The sequence below is a fragment of the Streptomyces sp. A0642 genome (assembly GCF_004795105.1).
GTDB lineage: Bacteria > Actinomycetota > Actinomycetes > Streptomycetales > Streptomycetaceae > Streptomyces.
The window spans coordinates 243,649-256,468 of sequence record NZ_SSBL01000004.1 but is presented as its reverse complement, the minus strand read 5'-3'; the positions used below and the strand labels follow the sequence as shown (position 1 = coordinate 256,468).

The following is a 12,820-nucleotide window of genomic DNA, read 5'->3' as shown; positions in this document are numbered from 1 at the left end:
AGCTGAGCGAATTACGCCTCATCAGGCGGGCTGTGTCGCCGCGGCGATCCGCTCGGCGCGGAGCGCCTCGTACCAGCGGTCGTCGGTGGGCGGCAGGGCGTTCACATCGAGGGCCAGCTTCAGCAGCAGATCCGCGATGAACGGGTTGCGCGCCATCACGGGGCCGTGCATGTACGTACCGAAGACGGTGTCGTTGTACGCGCCTTCGGTGCCGTCGCCCGTGCCGTTGCCCCGGCCGAACCGCACCTGGGCGAACGGGCGTGCCGTGGGCCCGAGATGGGTGATGCCCTGGTGGTTCTCGAAACCGGTCAGCGGCGGCAGTCCGAGCCTTGGGTCGATGTCCCCGAGTACGTCGCCGACGCACCGGGCGCCCTCACCGCGGGTGGAGATCACGTCGAGCAGGCCGAGACCCTGCTCGCGCTCACCGAGGTCGTTGATGAACTCGTGGCCGAGGATCTGGTACCCGGCGCAGACCGAGAAGATGATCGCGCCGTTCGACGCGGCCCGGCTGAGGCCGCCGTCACGGCGCAGCCGTTCCGCCGCGAGCCGCTGCGGCCGGTCCTCACCGCCGCCGATCAGATAGATGTCGCCGGACGTGGGGACCGGCTGGTCGCTGCGCACGTCGACGCGCGACACGTCGAGACCGCGCTGACGGGCGCGGCGCTCCACCACGAGGGCGTTGCCCTGGTCGCCGTAGGTGCTCAGCAGGTCCGGGTAGACCCACACCAGCCGCAGGCTGTTGTTGCTCATGCTTCGTCCTCTCCTGAGGGGCCCGGGGCCGGGGTCAGTTGCCGACACGACGGCGCAGATCCTGGAAGGCGGTGTAGTTGGCGATGACCTCGATGCGTCCGGGCGGTGCCTGCTGGACGGCCTCGTCGAGGTTCTCGCAGACCCGGAAGTCGAGACCGGCCACTTCGAGGCGGACCGCGAGGTCCAGCTTCCGGTCGCCGAGCACGAAGATCGGGTGGCCCATGAGCTGGGTGTAGTCCACGTCCCACAGCCACGACGTGTCCGTGCCGTCCGCGCCGCGGGCGTTCACGGAGAGGATCACCGGGGTGGGCGGCGGATCGATCAGGGAGAACGTCTCCAGCCAGCCCGCCGGGTTCTTCGCCAGCAGCAGCCGGAGCTCGCGGCCGAGGAAGGTGACCACGTCGTAGCGGCCCGCCACGGCCTGCACCTGGTACATGCGCTCCAGGGCGACCTGCGGCGGCACCCCGAAGACGGCGGCCACGGCGGCCGAGCTGGTGGCGTTGGCCTTGTTGGCGCGGCCGGGCAGCTGGAGGTGGATCGGCCACGCCGATCCGTGCGGGTCGAGCACGTAGTCGCCGTTGAGGACCCAGCTGGGCGGCGGACGGCGGAAGCCGCACTCGCCGCAGAACCAGTCGTCGCCCGGGCGCTGCATCACGCCGCCGCAGGACGGGCAGGACCAGGCGTCGTCCTTCCACGCCTGTCCGGCCGCGACCCAGACCACGTTGGGGGAGGAGGAGGCCGCCCACACGATCAGCGGGTCGTCGGCGTTGGCGACGATCACGGCCTTCGAGCCGGACAGCCCCTCCCGCCACTTCTCGGCCAGCATCCGGGTCTCGGCCGCCCGGTCCAGCTGGTCGCGCGAGAGGTTGAGCAGCGCGATCACCTTCGGCGTCGTGTCGCGCGCGACGCCGGCGAGGTACTTCTCGTCGACCTCGATCACGCCGTACTGCGCGTCCGAGCCGCCGGCCAGGGCAGAGGTGATGCCCGCGGGCATGTTGGCGCCGAGCGCGTTCGACACGACCGGGCCCGCGGCGCGCAGCGCCTCGGCGATCAGCCGTGTCGTGGTCGTCTTGCCGTTCGTCGCCGACACGAGGATCACGTCCAGGTGCTGCGCCAGCCGCCCGAGCAGGTCGGGGTCGAGCTTGAGCGCCACCCGGCCGCCGATCACCGATCCGCTGCCCCGCCCGGCCGCTCGCGACACCGCCGCAGCGGCCTTGCCCGCCGTCACGGCCAGCTTGGCCCGCGGCGACAACGGCTCCGTGTTGCCTGCCATCGTCCTAGATCCTCCTTGCATCGGTCCGCGCCCAGCCTATCGATGTCCGGCGCGGCGGAGGCACGGCGGCACCGCCGGGGCCGTGGAGTTGCCGTGGAACGCGCGACGGGCAAATAACACTGTCGCACTGATCTGGCAAACATACAGGTCAGAGGCGGTTCGGCGGCTCCAGGTGCGGTCCCGGATTTCTGCCGGGCCGAATGTCGCCGGGAATCCTGACGGAGCGTGACGCCCGCTTCTCGCGCTCAGCGCCTGCTCACGGCCGTTTCCGCGCCCGGACCGGGGGAGTCGGCGGGGTGGTCGGTCGCACCCTGTGACGGGCGTCGTGGTGGAACGTACGATGTCCGTCATGCGAAACCGCCCCATCCCCGGCAGCTCCGGCCTCGTCCGGACCATGAGCCTGCTCGGCGACCCGGTGCTCCACGCCGCCTGCGAGCCGGTCACGGATTTCGGGCCGTCGCTCGCCCGGCTGGTCGAGGACATGTTCGCCACGATGTACGAGGCAGAGGGCGTCGGGCTCGCCGCCAACCAGGTGGGCGTCCCGCTGCGCGTGTTCGTCTACGACTGCCCCGACGACGAGGACGTCCGTCATCTGGGACATGTGGTCAACCCCAGGCTCGTGGCGGCGGACGGCGTCACCGTGCGCGGCCCCGAGGGCTGTCTGTCGCTGCCGGGGATCGAGGCCGGCACTCCGCGGTTCGACCATGCCGTGGTCGAGGGCCTGACGCTCGGGGGAGAGCCGGTGCGGATCAGCGGGACGGGCTTCTTCGCCCGGTGCCTCCAGCACGAGTGCGACCATCTCGACGGCGCCGTCTACACGGACCGGCTGACCGGGCTGCGCAAGGCGCGTGCGCTGCGTGCGGCCCGCCGGGCGCCCTGGGGGCGCGCCGGCTGACTGGCGGCCGTCAGAAGCCGGGACCGCCGGGGCGGTCGCCCGCCGCGGCCAGCCTGCCCCAGAGCAGATCGGCCAGACTCCGTACCAACTGCTCGCGTGAGCAGGGGCGTTCACCCAGCCACCAGTCGCCCGCGGCGTGCATCATGCCGACGATGCCGTGGCCCCAGATCCGGGCCGTCCCCTGGCTGTCCGGGCCGAGGTCCACCCGCTCCGCGATGACCGTGGCGAGCTCCTCGCCGAGGCGGCGCAGCAGCGGGGCCGAGTGCCGCCCGACGTCGAAGCCCTGTTCGGACGAGGCCGCCGCGTCGTCGGAGGGGTGCATCAGGAAGCGGTAGACCTGCGGACGCGCCTCGATCGCCGCGAGATAGGTGTCGAGCGTCGCCTCGACCCGGGCGCGGCGGTCGGCGGGGGCGTCCAGGGCGGCCCGCAGGGCGCTCAGCAGGGCGTCGGTGTGCCGCTTGGCGAGGGCGCGGTACAGACCGCCCTTGTCGCCGAAGTGCCGGTAGAGGATGGGCTTGGTGATGCCCGCCTCCGCGGCGATGGCGTTCATCGAGGCTCCGGGGCCGTCCCTGAGCACCACGCGGTCGGCGGCCTCGAGCAGCTCGCGGCGGCGGCGTTCGGCCGCGGTGCGCTGTCGCTCGGCCTGTCGTGTGGTCTCCATGTCGTTTCTCCCACCCCTGACCCCTGCGTGTCCGTCCTGCCTGCGCAACGTAACACCCTGCCCAGCGGTGCGAGGATCGCCGTCCGTGCGGTTGACACAGGCTACTTGCCGGTAACAGACTGTTGTTACCGCAAGTAACGATCAGTTCTGACGGCAGTACGTGGAGGCGAACATGGCCGAGTTCACGCTCGAGCTCAACGACGACCAGAAGCAGGTCCGTGACTGGCTTCACGGCTTCGCCGCAGACGTGATCCGTCCGGCCGCTTCGGAGTGGGACGAGCGTGAGGAGACGCCCTGGCCCGTCATCCAGGAGGCCGCCAAGGTCGGAATCTACTCCCTCGACTTCTACGCGCAGCAGTTCTTCGACCCGACGGGCCTCGGCATCCCCATGGCGATGGAGGAACTGTTCTGGGGCGACGCGGGCATCGCCCTGTCGATCGTGGGGACCGGCCTGGCGGCCGTGGGCGTCCTCGCCAACGGCACCGAGGAGCAGATCGGCACCTGGATCCCGCAGATGTACGGCGACGCGAACGATGTGAAGGTCGCCGCCTTCTGCTCCTCCGAGCCCGACGCCGGATCCGACGTCGGCTCGATGCGCACCCGCGCCGTGTACGACCAGGCCAAGGACGAGTGGGTGCTCAACGGCACCAAGACCTGGGCGACCAACGGCGGCATCGCCAACGTCCACGTCGTGGTCGCCGTGGTCGACGCCGAACTCGGCTCCAAGGGGCACGCCTCCTTCATCGTGCCGCCGGACACCGCGGGCCTCTCGCAGGGCCAGAAGTTCAAGAAGCACGGGATTCGCGCCTCGCACACCGCCGAGGTCGTCCTGGAGGACGTGCGCGTCCCGGGCCACTGCCTGCTCGGCGGCAAGGAGAAGCTGGACCAGCGACTCGCCCGGGCCCGTGAGCGTGCCGCCTCGGGGGGCGGCGAGCGCGTGAAGAACGCCGCGATGGCCACCTTCGAGGCGTCCCGCCCGGCCGTCGGCGCGATGGCGGTGGGCACCGCGCGTGCCGCGTACGAGGTCGCGCTGGACTACGCGAAGACGCGGACCCAGTTCGGCCGCCCGATCATCGACAACCAGGGAATCGCCTTCCAGCTCGCCGACATGCGCACGCAGATCGACGCGGCACGCCTGCTGGTCTGGCGCGCCTCGTGGATGGCGACCGCCGGCAAGCCCTTCGATTCGGCCGAGGGCTCGATGTCCAAGCTGTACGCGAGCGAGACCGCCAAGAAGGTCACCGCTCAGGCGATCCAGATCCTCGGCGGCAACGGCTTCACCCGTGAGTACCCGGTGGAGCGGATGCACCGGGACGCCGCGATCTACACGATCTTCGAGGGGACGAGCGAGATCCAGCGCCTGGTGATCGCCCGCACGCTGTCCGGCATGCCCATCCGCTGACGCCACGCCGGTCGCCCCGTGCCCGTCCGAGTGGACGGGAACGGGGCGATCCGGTGCTCAGGCGGGGAGCTGCGCCTCGATGGCGGCGACGACCTCCGGGGCCTCCGGCTCGGTGCGGGGGCGGATCCGGGCGACGGGCTCGCCCGCGGGGGAGATGAGGAACTTCTCGAAGTTCCACTGGATGTCCCCGGCCTCCCCGTCCGCGTCCTCGAGCCGCGTCAGCTCGGCGTAGAGCGGATGCCGGCCCGCGCCGTTGACGTCGGTCTTCGCCAGCAGCGGGAAGCTCACCCCGTACGTCGTCGAGCAGAACGTCTGAATCTCCTCCGAGCTCCCGGGCTCCTGGCCGCCGAACTGGTTGCACGGCACGCCGAGCACCGTGAAGCCGCGGTCGCCGTACTCCTTCTGGAGCCGTTCGAGACCGGCGTACTGCGGGGTCAGTCCGCACTGGGAGGCGACGTTCACCAGCAGGACCGCCTGGCCGCGGTAGGCGCCCAGCGTGGTCGGCTCGCCCGTGAGGGTGTGGAGCGGGATGTCGTGCAGCGTCATGGGTGTCTCCTCGTCGGTGTCTTCCACGGCCATTGTCGCTCCCGGCGGTTCACCGGTCCGAAGCCGCTCCGCCCGGCAGCCCGCCGACCGTCTTGAAGTAGAAGGTGGTCGGCTTGAGCACCCCGGCCGGGTCGGCGGCGTAGTCCGGAATGGATCCCGACTCCGTCCAGCCGGACGCGCGGTACAGCCGCTCGGCGGGGCTGCCGCTCTCGGTGTCCAGGATCAGCAGCGTGACGCCGTCCGCGGCCGCCGAGCGCTCGACCGCCTCGAGCAAACGCCTCCCGAGCCCCCGGCCGCGTACCGACGGACGGACCATCAGCTTGCCGACCTCCGCGCGATGGCGGGCATTGGGGAGCGGCGCGCGCGACAGGCCGATGGTGCCCGCGATCCGCTCACCGTCCCGGGCGATCCACACCTGGTGGTGCCCCGCGTCCACGGAAGCGGCGCGCTCCCGCCACCAGCGGGCGGCGGCCTCCCGGCGCAGCGGCGCCAGGAACCCGACGGAGGCGCCGCCCTCGACCGTCTCCACCAGGAGGGCGGCCAGCTCATCGGCGTACGTGACCAGTTCGGGTCCGGACACCGGGACGATCTCGGTCATGGCACAGGCCCTTTCACGGTGCGACGATCATCAGTGCGTAACGGACCCGCTCCGGGCCCGGACAGTGGAAGCGCGAGGGGCCGCGCAGCCGGAACCGCAGGCAGTCGCCCGGGCCGACCGTGTGCACGGTGGCGTCGACGGTGATCTCCACCGTCCCCTCCAGGACCCAGATGTGCTGCTCCAGACCGGAAACGGGCGGATTCTCGTACGCGATCACGGCGCCCGCGTCGAGGACGCCCTCGACGATCTCCGCGCGCAGACCCGCGTGCGGCGGCGAGACGGATCTGCGGACGAAGCCCGACGTCTCGTCCCGCCAGACCGTCTGACGCCCGGCGGGCACCAGCTGAGGCGGCTGGGCCTCCACCTCCAGCAGCAAGCGGGACATGGTGCGCTCGTAAACGGTGCACAGCCGGCCGAGCTGGGCGGCGGTCGGGCTCAGCTCACTGCGTTCGAGCCGGGAGAGCGTCGAGCGGCTCAGCCCGCTGCGCCGGGCCAGCTCGTCCAGCGACCAACCGCGTTCGACGCGCAGCTCACCGAGCCGCGCCGCGAGCCCGGCGTCGATGGTCCCCTCGCCCCTGTCAGCGTTTCTCACATCAGGGATTATATCTCTCCTCGGAGAAAGGTGGGTGCCTGATCAGGCCGAACCTCTCCCGGGCTGCCAGTCGTGGGCCGTCATGCAACGCTTGAACGGGGGAATGCCCGGCCGGGCGCTCCGGTCTCGCTGGGCAACTCCGCTACCGAGGAGGCCGGCATGGCCGGAACGAGCAACGAACCCAGAGCGGCGCGCACCACAGGCTCGAAGAGCCACCCGTTCCAGACGGGCTGGACGGCCTTGGCCGCCGTGCTGATGATCTTCGGCGGGGCCATGGCGATCCTCCAGGGGATCTCCGCCATCGCGAAGGACGACGTCTTCGTCGCCACCCGCAACTACGTCTTCCAGTTCAACCTGACCGGCTGGGGCTGGATCCACCTCATTCTCGGCATCGTCATCGTGCTCGCCGGCTGCGCCCTGTTCACCGGGGCCTTCTGGGCGCGCGCGGTAGGCGTCGTGCTCGCGGGACTCGGCGCGCTCGCCAACTTCCTGTGGCTGCCGCACTATCCGCTGTGGTCCATCGTGCTCATCGCCATCGACATCTTCATCATCTGGGCACTGTGCGCCGGACCCCGCAGCAGGCAAGAGGTCTGACCGCAGGGCCGTGCGGAACGCTCACGCCCCCGGCGGCTGCGTAGCGAACGCGGCCGGCGGGGGCGTGATCCTGAGCGTCACGACGTAGGAGACCACCACCGAGACGATCACGAGCGGCATGACGGTGAGCCCCTCGCTCCCCAGCAGCAGCGTGGCCAGCAGCACCGAGGTCATCGGAAGCTTCAGCATGGACACGCACATCGCCCCGATCCCCATGGCGAATCCCGACGTCGGGTTCAGCCCGGGCAGATGCGCCAGGGCGAGGCCGCCCGCCGCACCGGCGAACATGGCCGGAAAGACGGGGCCGCCCCGGAAGGCGCTCAGGGACGCGCAGTAGGCCAGCGACTTGCAGACGACGAGCACCACCAGGGCGGCCGCCGAGTACCGCGCGCCGTCGGCCAGCAGGGGATCCAGGGCGTGCTCGCCCGAGTACAGCACCTGCGAGGCGGAGTGCCCGGTGATCCCGGCGTACGCGTACGCGAGCGCACCGACGGCGAGGCCCATCAGGACGGTGGCCGGCACTCTCCGCCGCTCGACCCGCGGCTGGAGGAACAGCGCCAGTCGTTGAATCGCCGCCCCCGCGCACGCGGCGCCCAGACCGAGAGCGACGGCCCAGCCGAATTCGGCGACGGTGGGCCCGGTGGCCGGCGGCACCTCGTGCAGTGCCAGCGAGTATGTGCCCAGACCGGTCCACGAACCCAGCCCCGTGAAGATCAGCGCTCCGACCCCGGCCGCCAGCAGCCCGGGCACCAGAGCCACCCCGAGCATCAGCCCGGCCAGGCCGGAGGCCTCCATCAGCAGGAACGCGCCCAGCAGCGGCGACCCCAGCAGCGCGCTCACGGCGGCGAAGCTGCCCGCGGCTCCCACCACGGCGCTCGCCCCCGGATCGATGTCCGGCTTGATCAGCCGCACCGCGTACACGGCCACGCCCCCGCCCAGTGCGATGAGCGGCGCCTCGGGGCCGAGCACCGCACCGAGGCCGAGGGAGGCGAGGGCCGCGAGTGCGATGCCGGGCAGGTGCGCGGCCGCGGGGGGACCGGTGGTGACCAGCCCCTCGGCCGGCTTGTGCCCGCCGTCCCCGGGGAGATACCGGATCGCGAGTCCGGTCAGCAGCCCCGCCACGCCGAGCAGCGGCACCGGCCACCACGAGGGTGTCCCGGCGAAGCCCAGGGCCTCGGGCAGATCGTCGTACGTCAGCGACTGGAGCTCGGAGACGAGAGCGAGGTAGCCGAAGGCCCCCGCAGAGATCGGGACGCCCAGGACCGCCACGATCACCAGGAGGACCGCGTAGCCGCGGGTACGGATCAGGGCGACGGGATCGGGTGGCGGGGCGGCGGGCGCTCCGGCGGACTCGGCGGACATGGTCGTTCTCTCCTCGCTCGGGATTCCTTGTGGATGCCGGTCCTGCGGCCCTCCCCGCGGCCCGGGATCAGCCGGTGGGCGGGCCCAGCAGAATGACGGTGCCGCCCGGCTCCGCGGCAGGCGTCTCCGCGTCCGTGACCGGCGCGAGCCGTCCCTCCGGCCCCACCACGAACAGCAGCTGGTGACCGGCCGGGAGAGCGTCGCCGGCCGGCCGCGCCACCGCACGGGCACCCGCCTCGTACCGGCGGGACAGCTCGGGGCCGGTGAGCCCGCCGCCGAACAGCGACTCCCCACCCGTGTACGGGGCCACCACCCCATGGTTCGCGGACGGCGCCGCGAGACGGTGCACCGGGCCCTCGACGCTCTCGCGGAGCGTCGTCGAGGCGAGGGCGTTGAAGTCGTCCTCGTCCGTGAGGAGCAGCACCCCGGTGATTCCTTCGAGTTCCGCCCCCGCGCCCGTGGCCGAGGCGAGCAGTTCCCCGGGCGCCAGCTTCAGCCCGGCCGCCGCGATCCGTGCCCGCTCACGCTCGGCCCCGGCCCACATCAGGACGTCCAGCCCCGCCGAACTCAGGGCGCACGCCACGTCGACCGCCCACGGCGCACCACCGACGAGCAAGGGCCTGGAGCGTGCCGGACGCAGTACGCCGAGCCGCCGGGCGACCGGGAACGCCGTCAGGCCGTACAGCGTGACCGTGGCGACGATGACGACGAAGGTGGCGGGCAGGATGCGCTCCGCGCCCGCGATGCCCTTCTCGACCAGCTCGGCCGAGAACGTGGACGCCGTGGCCGCCGCCACGATGCCGCGCGGTGCCATCCAGCCGATGAACCACCTTTCCCCGGGCGGCACATCCGTACGCAGCGTCGCCAGGTGGGCCACCAGGGGACGGGTCACCAGGACGAGCAGCGCGACCAGCGCCAGCGACGGCAGCACCACGTGCCGCAGCGACGCCGGGGTGACCGTGGCCGAGATGGAGATGAACAGCAGGCCGATCGTCAGAGAGACCAGCGTGTCGAAGAACGGCCGTCTGGCCGGAATGTCCAGGCCGGGCAGATTGGCCATGACCATTCCCATGAGGACCGCCGAGATCAGCCCCGTGTCGTCACGCAGCGCGTCGCAGGCCGCGGCCACACCGATGACGGCGGCGATCTGCACGGACGTGGCCAGCTCCTCGCTCAGCCGCATCCGGCTGAGCACCAGCCACAGCACCGCCGCCCCGACCGCGCCACCGGCCACCCCCACGGCCGCACTGACCAGGAACTCCCCGATCCGGGTGCCGAAACCGTGCCGGCCGCCGGTCAGCACGCCGTGGAAGACGAGGGCCCCGAGGATGCCGCCCACCGGATCGATCAGGGAACCCTCCCAGATCAGGACGCGTTGCAGCCGCTCGGCCGGCCGGACGAAGTTGAGCAGCGGCCCGACGACGGTCGGACCGGAGACGACCAGGATCGCGGCGAGCATCACCGCCGCCGGCATCGACATGTCCAGGACCGGCACGGCGAACAGCGCGGCGGACACCAGGGTGAACAGCGTGCCGAGCCAGAGCAGCCGGACCACGACGCGCCGCGTGTGTCCCGTGAGCCGCTTGAGGTCCAGGCCCAGCCCGGCGTCGTACAGGATCACCGCCACCGCCAGGGAGACCAGCGGAGAGAAGGCGGCGCCCAGCAGCCGTGGGGGGTCGACCGTGTCGGTGAGCGCCCCGGCGGCGAAGCCCACGGGCAGCAGCACGAGCAGCGCCGGGATCCGCAGCCGGCTCGCCAGCAGCTGCGAGGCGACCGCGAGCACCACGATCAGCCCCAGACCCGCCAGCGCCTGATCGGTCGTCATGACCGTGCCTCCTCGGACGACGTCCCGCGGTGCCGGGGCGGCGGTCGCGGCCCGCGGAACACCGCGCGCGACCACCTTCCGGGGAAGCCGCCCGGCAGGCCGGTCAGGCGCGCGCCGAGGACCGGTACGAGGCGGGGCTATCCCTCCAATGGGCTAGAGCCTTTCGTTCGGGTCAGGCCGGATCTGGGAGCCCGGCCCGGTGCGCGCGGCTGCTAGGCGGAGGAGGGAGTCATGGCGACCGACGACAAGGCGGCAGACGCGCGCACGGACCCCGCGGGCCCGGCATGATCGGGACAGCCCTTAGGCGTGCGAGGGGCGCGGGCCGGCCGGGATCACTTCTTCTTCTCGTCCCAGGGGGTGCCGAGCCAGCTGTCGAAGGAGCGGACCACGGCCGTGAGCGCGGCCGCCAGCCGCCAGTCGGCCCACGGGGCGTGCACCAGCACGTGGTCCTCGGACCGGTATTCCAGCGGGGTCTGGCCGTCCGCCCGCCAGACGATGCGCCGCGGCCCGCGCGGCACGTCCCCGCTGCCGTTGAAGAGGCTGCCCACGCCGATGGCCGCCCACAGGGGGAACAGCAGCCACCACACGTACCACCAGAAGATCCGGCCCTTGAACCCGACCGCCACGGGGCACCCGCTCTGGCTCACGGTCCAGCGTGTGCGGAGGCCCTTGCCGGACAAGGCCTTCTCCCGGACGACGGTGCCTATGAGCTCGCCCTGACCGCCCCACACCTGGTACTCGGCCACACCGCCGCCCGCCGAGGCGGTGACGAGCGTGGCCACCCGGGAGCGGCGCTCGGGTTCGGCCCACAGCACGAAGGAGCGGGCGCCGTCCTTGCGGGCCGCGAGGTAGGCGGGTATGCCGCCCGCCGGCAGCTCGCGTTCCAGATACGCCACCACGTGGAAGGGGCCCTGCGACTCGTCGACGACGACGTGGTCGAAGCCTTCGGCCACGCCGGGCCGCACCTCCGGCCGGGCTTTCCCGGGCTTGGGAAGGGCCATCACTTTCAGCGCGCTGGTCACGTACGTGCTCCTCCGTCGGGCGTGGTCGGAAGTGGAAGCGTAGACCGGATACCTGCGAAGATCGGCGCGTGGAACCACCGCGACCCGCCCCCGACGCCGAGCCGCTGCCGGGCACCACCGCGGCCGCCGAGCGCCGCCCGGTGCGCTGCCGCATGTGCGGACGCCCGCTCACCGGCACGTCCTCGCGCCGCACCGGCCTCGGCCCCACCTGCGACGCCAGACTGCACCCGGCCCCGCCCGACATCCGGACCCGCCGGCACGAGGTCGAGCAGGACACCCTGCCGGGCACCTGACCCTCCTGGACCCGCGGCTCACCCGGCGGGGCCGGAACGACAGCTCGCGGAGCGGCGTCGGGCCGGCTTCCCGCCCGCGGCGTCGGGCCGGCTTCCCGCCCAGCCGCGCTCAGGCCGGCTTCTCGCCCAGCCGCCGGAACAGCCCCTCCTGCACCACCGAGACCAGCAGATTGCCCTCGCGGTCGTAGATCCGGCCGCGCGCCAGACCCCGTCCGCCGGTGGCCACCGGGGACTCCTGGTCGTACAGGAACCACTCGTCGGCCCGGAACGGGCGGTGGAACCACATCGCGTGGTCCAGCGACGCCATGTCGAAGCCGCGCGGTCCCCACAGCGGCTCCACCGGGATGCGCACCGCGTCCAGCAGCGTCATGTCGCTCGCGTACGTCAGCGCACAGGTGTGCACCAGCGGGTCGTCACCCAGCGGGCCGACCGCGCGCATCCAGACCGCGCTGCGGGGATCCGCGTCCTTGATCTCCTCCCGCGTCCAGCGCAGCCGGTCGACGTAGCGGATGTCGAACGGCTGGCGCCGCGCCATCCGTTCGAGCGCCTCCGGCAGACCGCCCAGATGCTCGCTCACCTCTTCGGCGACCGTCGGCAGCTCCTCGGGATCGGGCACCACACGGGCCGGCGGCAGCTGGTGCTCGAAGCCCGCCTCCTCCGGGCGGTGGAAGGACGCCGTCAGGTTGAAGATCGTCCTGCCCTGCTGCACGGCCGTCACCCGGCGCGTGGTGAACGACCGGCCGTCCCTGACCCGCTCGACGTCGTAGACGATCGGCACCCCGGGACGGCCCGGCCGCAGGAAGTAGGCGTGCAGCGAGTGCACCGGACGGTCCCCGTCCGTGGTGCGGCCCGCCGCCACCAGAGCCTGTCCCGCCACCTGCCCGCCGAAGACCCGCTGAAGGGACTCATCGGGGCTGCGGCCGCGGAAGATGTTGACCTCGATCCGCTCCAGGTCGAGCAGGTCGACCAGACGCTCGGCGGGGTTCGTCATGCGCTTCTTCTCCACT

Annotated in this window: 14 protein-coding genes; 4 read left to right on the top strand and 10 right to left on the bottom strand. The window is 72.2% G+C overall.

All coding sequences use genetic code 11. The features are described 5' to 3' along the window. Nucleotides 1–21: 21 nt before the first annotated feature. Together E6R60_RS10545 and E6R60_RS10540 are read right to left on the bottom strand one after the other, a co-directional pair. Nucleotides 22–750, bottom strand: coding sequence for a glutamine amidotransferase (locus tag E6R60_RS10545; protein WP_136326209.1), 729 nt, complete (start codon nt 748–750; stop codon nt 22–24). 34 nt (nt 751–784) lie between these two features. Next, the gene (locus E6R60_RS10540) at nt 785–2,023 is read right to left on the bottom strand and encodes a MurT ligase domain-containing protein (protein WP_136326208.1); all 1,239 of its coding nucleotides are present in this window, start codon (nt 2,021–2,023) and stop codon (nt 785–787) included. Between the two features lie 349 nt (nt 2,024–2,372). Between E6R60_RS10540 and def the strand changes: the two genes are divergently transcribed. Continuing rightward, nucleotides 2,373–2,918: a peptide deformylase gene (gene def, locus E6R60_RS10535; protein ID WP_136326207.1), complete on the top strand. Its 546-nt coding sequence runs from the start codon at nt 2,373–2,375 to the stop codon at nt 2,916–2,918. A gap of 10 nt (nt 2,919–2,928) precedes the next feature. On the opposite strand, the gene E6R60_RS10530 is transcribed toward def, so the two are convergent. Further along, on the bottom strand, nt 2,929–3,579 hold the full coding sequence (locus E6R60_RS10530) for a TetR family transcriptional regulator (RefSeq protein ID WP_136326206.1): 651 nt from the start codon (nt 3,577–3,579) through the stop codon (nt 2,929–2,931). 172 nt (nt 3,580–3,751) lie between these two features. Between E6R60_RS10530 and E6R60_RS10525 the strand changes: the two genes are divergently transcribed. After that, entirely contained in the window at nt 3,752–4,981 is a 1,230-nt protein-coding gene (locus E6R60_RS10525; protein ID WP_136326205.1) for an acyl-CoA dehydrogenase family protein, read from the top strand. A gap of 57 nt (nt 4,982–5,038) precedes the next feature. On the opposite strand, the gene E6R60_RS10520 is transcribed toward E6R60_RS10525, so the two are convergent. From E6R60_RS10520 to E6R60_RS10510, 3 genes are read right to left on the bottom strand one after another with little or no spacing between them, the layout of a single operon-like run. Further along, nucleotides 5,039–5,527: a glutathione peroxidase gene (locus E6R60_RS10520; protein ID WP_136326402.1), complete on the bottom strand. Its 489-nt coding sequence runs from the start codon at nt 5,525–5,527 to the stop codon at nt 5,039–5,041. A 49-nt stretch (nt 5,528–5,576) separates the two neighbouring features. Next, a complete protein-coding gene (locus E6R60_RS10515; protein WP_136326204.1) occupies nt 5,577–6,125 on the bottom strand; it encodes a GNAT family N-acetyltransferase in 549 nt (182 codons plus the stop codon). A 13-nt stretch (nt 6,126–6,138) separates the two neighbouring features. Next, nucleotides 6,139–6,717: an XRE family transcriptional regulator gene (locus E6R60_RS10510; protein ID WP_240802488.1), complete on the bottom strand. Its 579-nt coding sequence runs from the start codon at nt 6,715–6,717 to the stop codon at nt 6,139–6,141. Between the two features lie 255 nt (nt 6,718–6,972). On the opposite strand from E6R60_RS10510, the gene E6R60_RS10505 reads away from it, so the two are divergent. Then, the gene (locus tag E6R60_RS10505; protein WP_240802508.1) at nt 6,973–7,311 is read left to right on the top strand and encodes a hypothetical protein; all 339 of its coding nucleotides are present in this window, start codon (nt 6,973–6,975) and stop codon (nt 7,309–7,311) included. A 21-nt stretch (nt 7,312–7,332) separates the two neighbouring features. Here E6R60_RS10505 and E6R60_RS10500 read toward each other — a convergent pair whose 3' ends face one another. The 3 genes from E6R60_RS10500 to E6R60_RS10490 form a co-directional block, all read right to left on the bottom strand. Further along, entirely contained in the window at nt 7,333–8,673 is a 1,341-nt protein-coding gene (locus E6R60_RS10500) for a chloride channel protein (RefSeq protein WP_136326202.1), read from the bottom strand. 67 nt (nt 8,674–8,740) lie between these two features. Beyond that, entirely contained in the window at nt 8,741–10,498 is a 1,758-nt protein-coding gene (locus E6R60_RS10495; protein ID WP_136326201.1) for a cation:proton antiporter, read from the bottom strand. A 332-nt stretch (nt 10,499–10,830) separates the two neighbouring features. Then, a complete protein-coding gene (locus E6R60_RS10490) occupies nt 10,831–11,520 on the bottom strand; it encodes a hypothetical protein (protein ID WP_240802487.1) in 690 nt (229 codons plus the stop codon). A 104-nt stretch (nt 11,521–11,624) separates the two neighbouring features. On the opposite strand from E6R60_RS10490, the gene E6R60_RS10485 reads away from it, so the two are divergent. After that, nucleotides 11,625–11,813, top strand: a complete 189-nt coding sequence (locus tag E6R60_RS10485) for a DUF6011 domain-containing protein (RefSeq protein ID WP_240802507.1) — start codon at nt 11,625–11,627, stop codon at nt 11,811–11,813. Nucleotides 11,814–11,922: 109 nt separating this feature from the next. Here the strand turns inward: E6R60_RS10485 and E6R60_RS10480 are convergent, their stop codons facing one another. Then, nucleotides 11,923–12,804, bottom strand: coding sequence for an acyl-CoA thioesterase II (locus tag E6R60_RS10480; RefSeq protein WP_136326199.1), 882 nt, complete (start codon nt 12,802–12,804; stop codon nt 11,923–11,925). Nucleotides 12,805–12,820: the final 16 nt, after the last annotated feature.

Bases quoted from the DNA above. Each gene is read 5' to 3' on its own strand.
- E6R60_RS10545 (WP_136326209.1), bottom strand. From the start codon at position 750: ATGAGCAACAACAGCCTGCGGCTGGTGTGGGTCTACCCGGACCTGCTG.
- E6R60_RS10540 (WP_136326208.1), bottom strand. From the start codon at position 2,023: ATGGCAGGCAACACGGAGCCGTTGTCGCCGCGGGCCAAGCTGGCCGTG.
- def (WP_136326207.1), top strand. From the start codon at position 2,373: ATGCGAAACCGCCCCATCCCCGGCAGCTCCGGCCTCGTCCGGACCATG.
- E6R60_RS10530 (WP_136326206.1), bottom strand. From the start codon at position 3,579: ATGGAGACCACACGACAGGCCGAGCGACAGCGCACCGCGGCCGAACGC.
- E6R60_RS10525 (WP_136326205.1), top strand. From the start codon at position 3,752: ATGGCCGAGTTCACGCTCGAGCTCAACGACGACCAGAAGCAGGTCCGT.
- E6R60_RS10520 (WP_136326402.1), bottom strand. From the start codon at position 5,527: ATGACGCTGCACGACATCCCGCTCCACACCCTCACGGGCGAGCCGACC.
- E6R60_RS10515 (WP_136326204.1), bottom strand. From the start codon at position 6,125: ATGACCGAGATCGTCCCGGTGTCCGGACCCGAACTGGTCACGTACGCC.
- E6R60_RS10505 (WP_240802508.1), top strand. From the start codon at position 6,973: ATGATCTTCGGCGGGGCCATGGCGATCCTCCAGGGGATCTCCGCCATC.
- E6R60_RS10500 (WP_136326202.1), bottom strand. From the start codon at position 8,673: ATGTCCGCCGAGTCCGCCGGAGCGCCCGCCGCCCCGCCACCCGATCCC.
- E6R60_RS10495 (WP_136326201.1), bottom strand. From the start codon at position 10,498: ATGACGACCGATCAGGCGCTGGCGGGTCTGGGGCTGATCGTGGTGCTC.
- E6R60_RS10480 (WP_136326199.1), bottom strand. From the start codon at position 12,804: ATGACGAACCCCGCCGAGCGTCTGGTCGACCTGCTCGACCTGGAGCGG.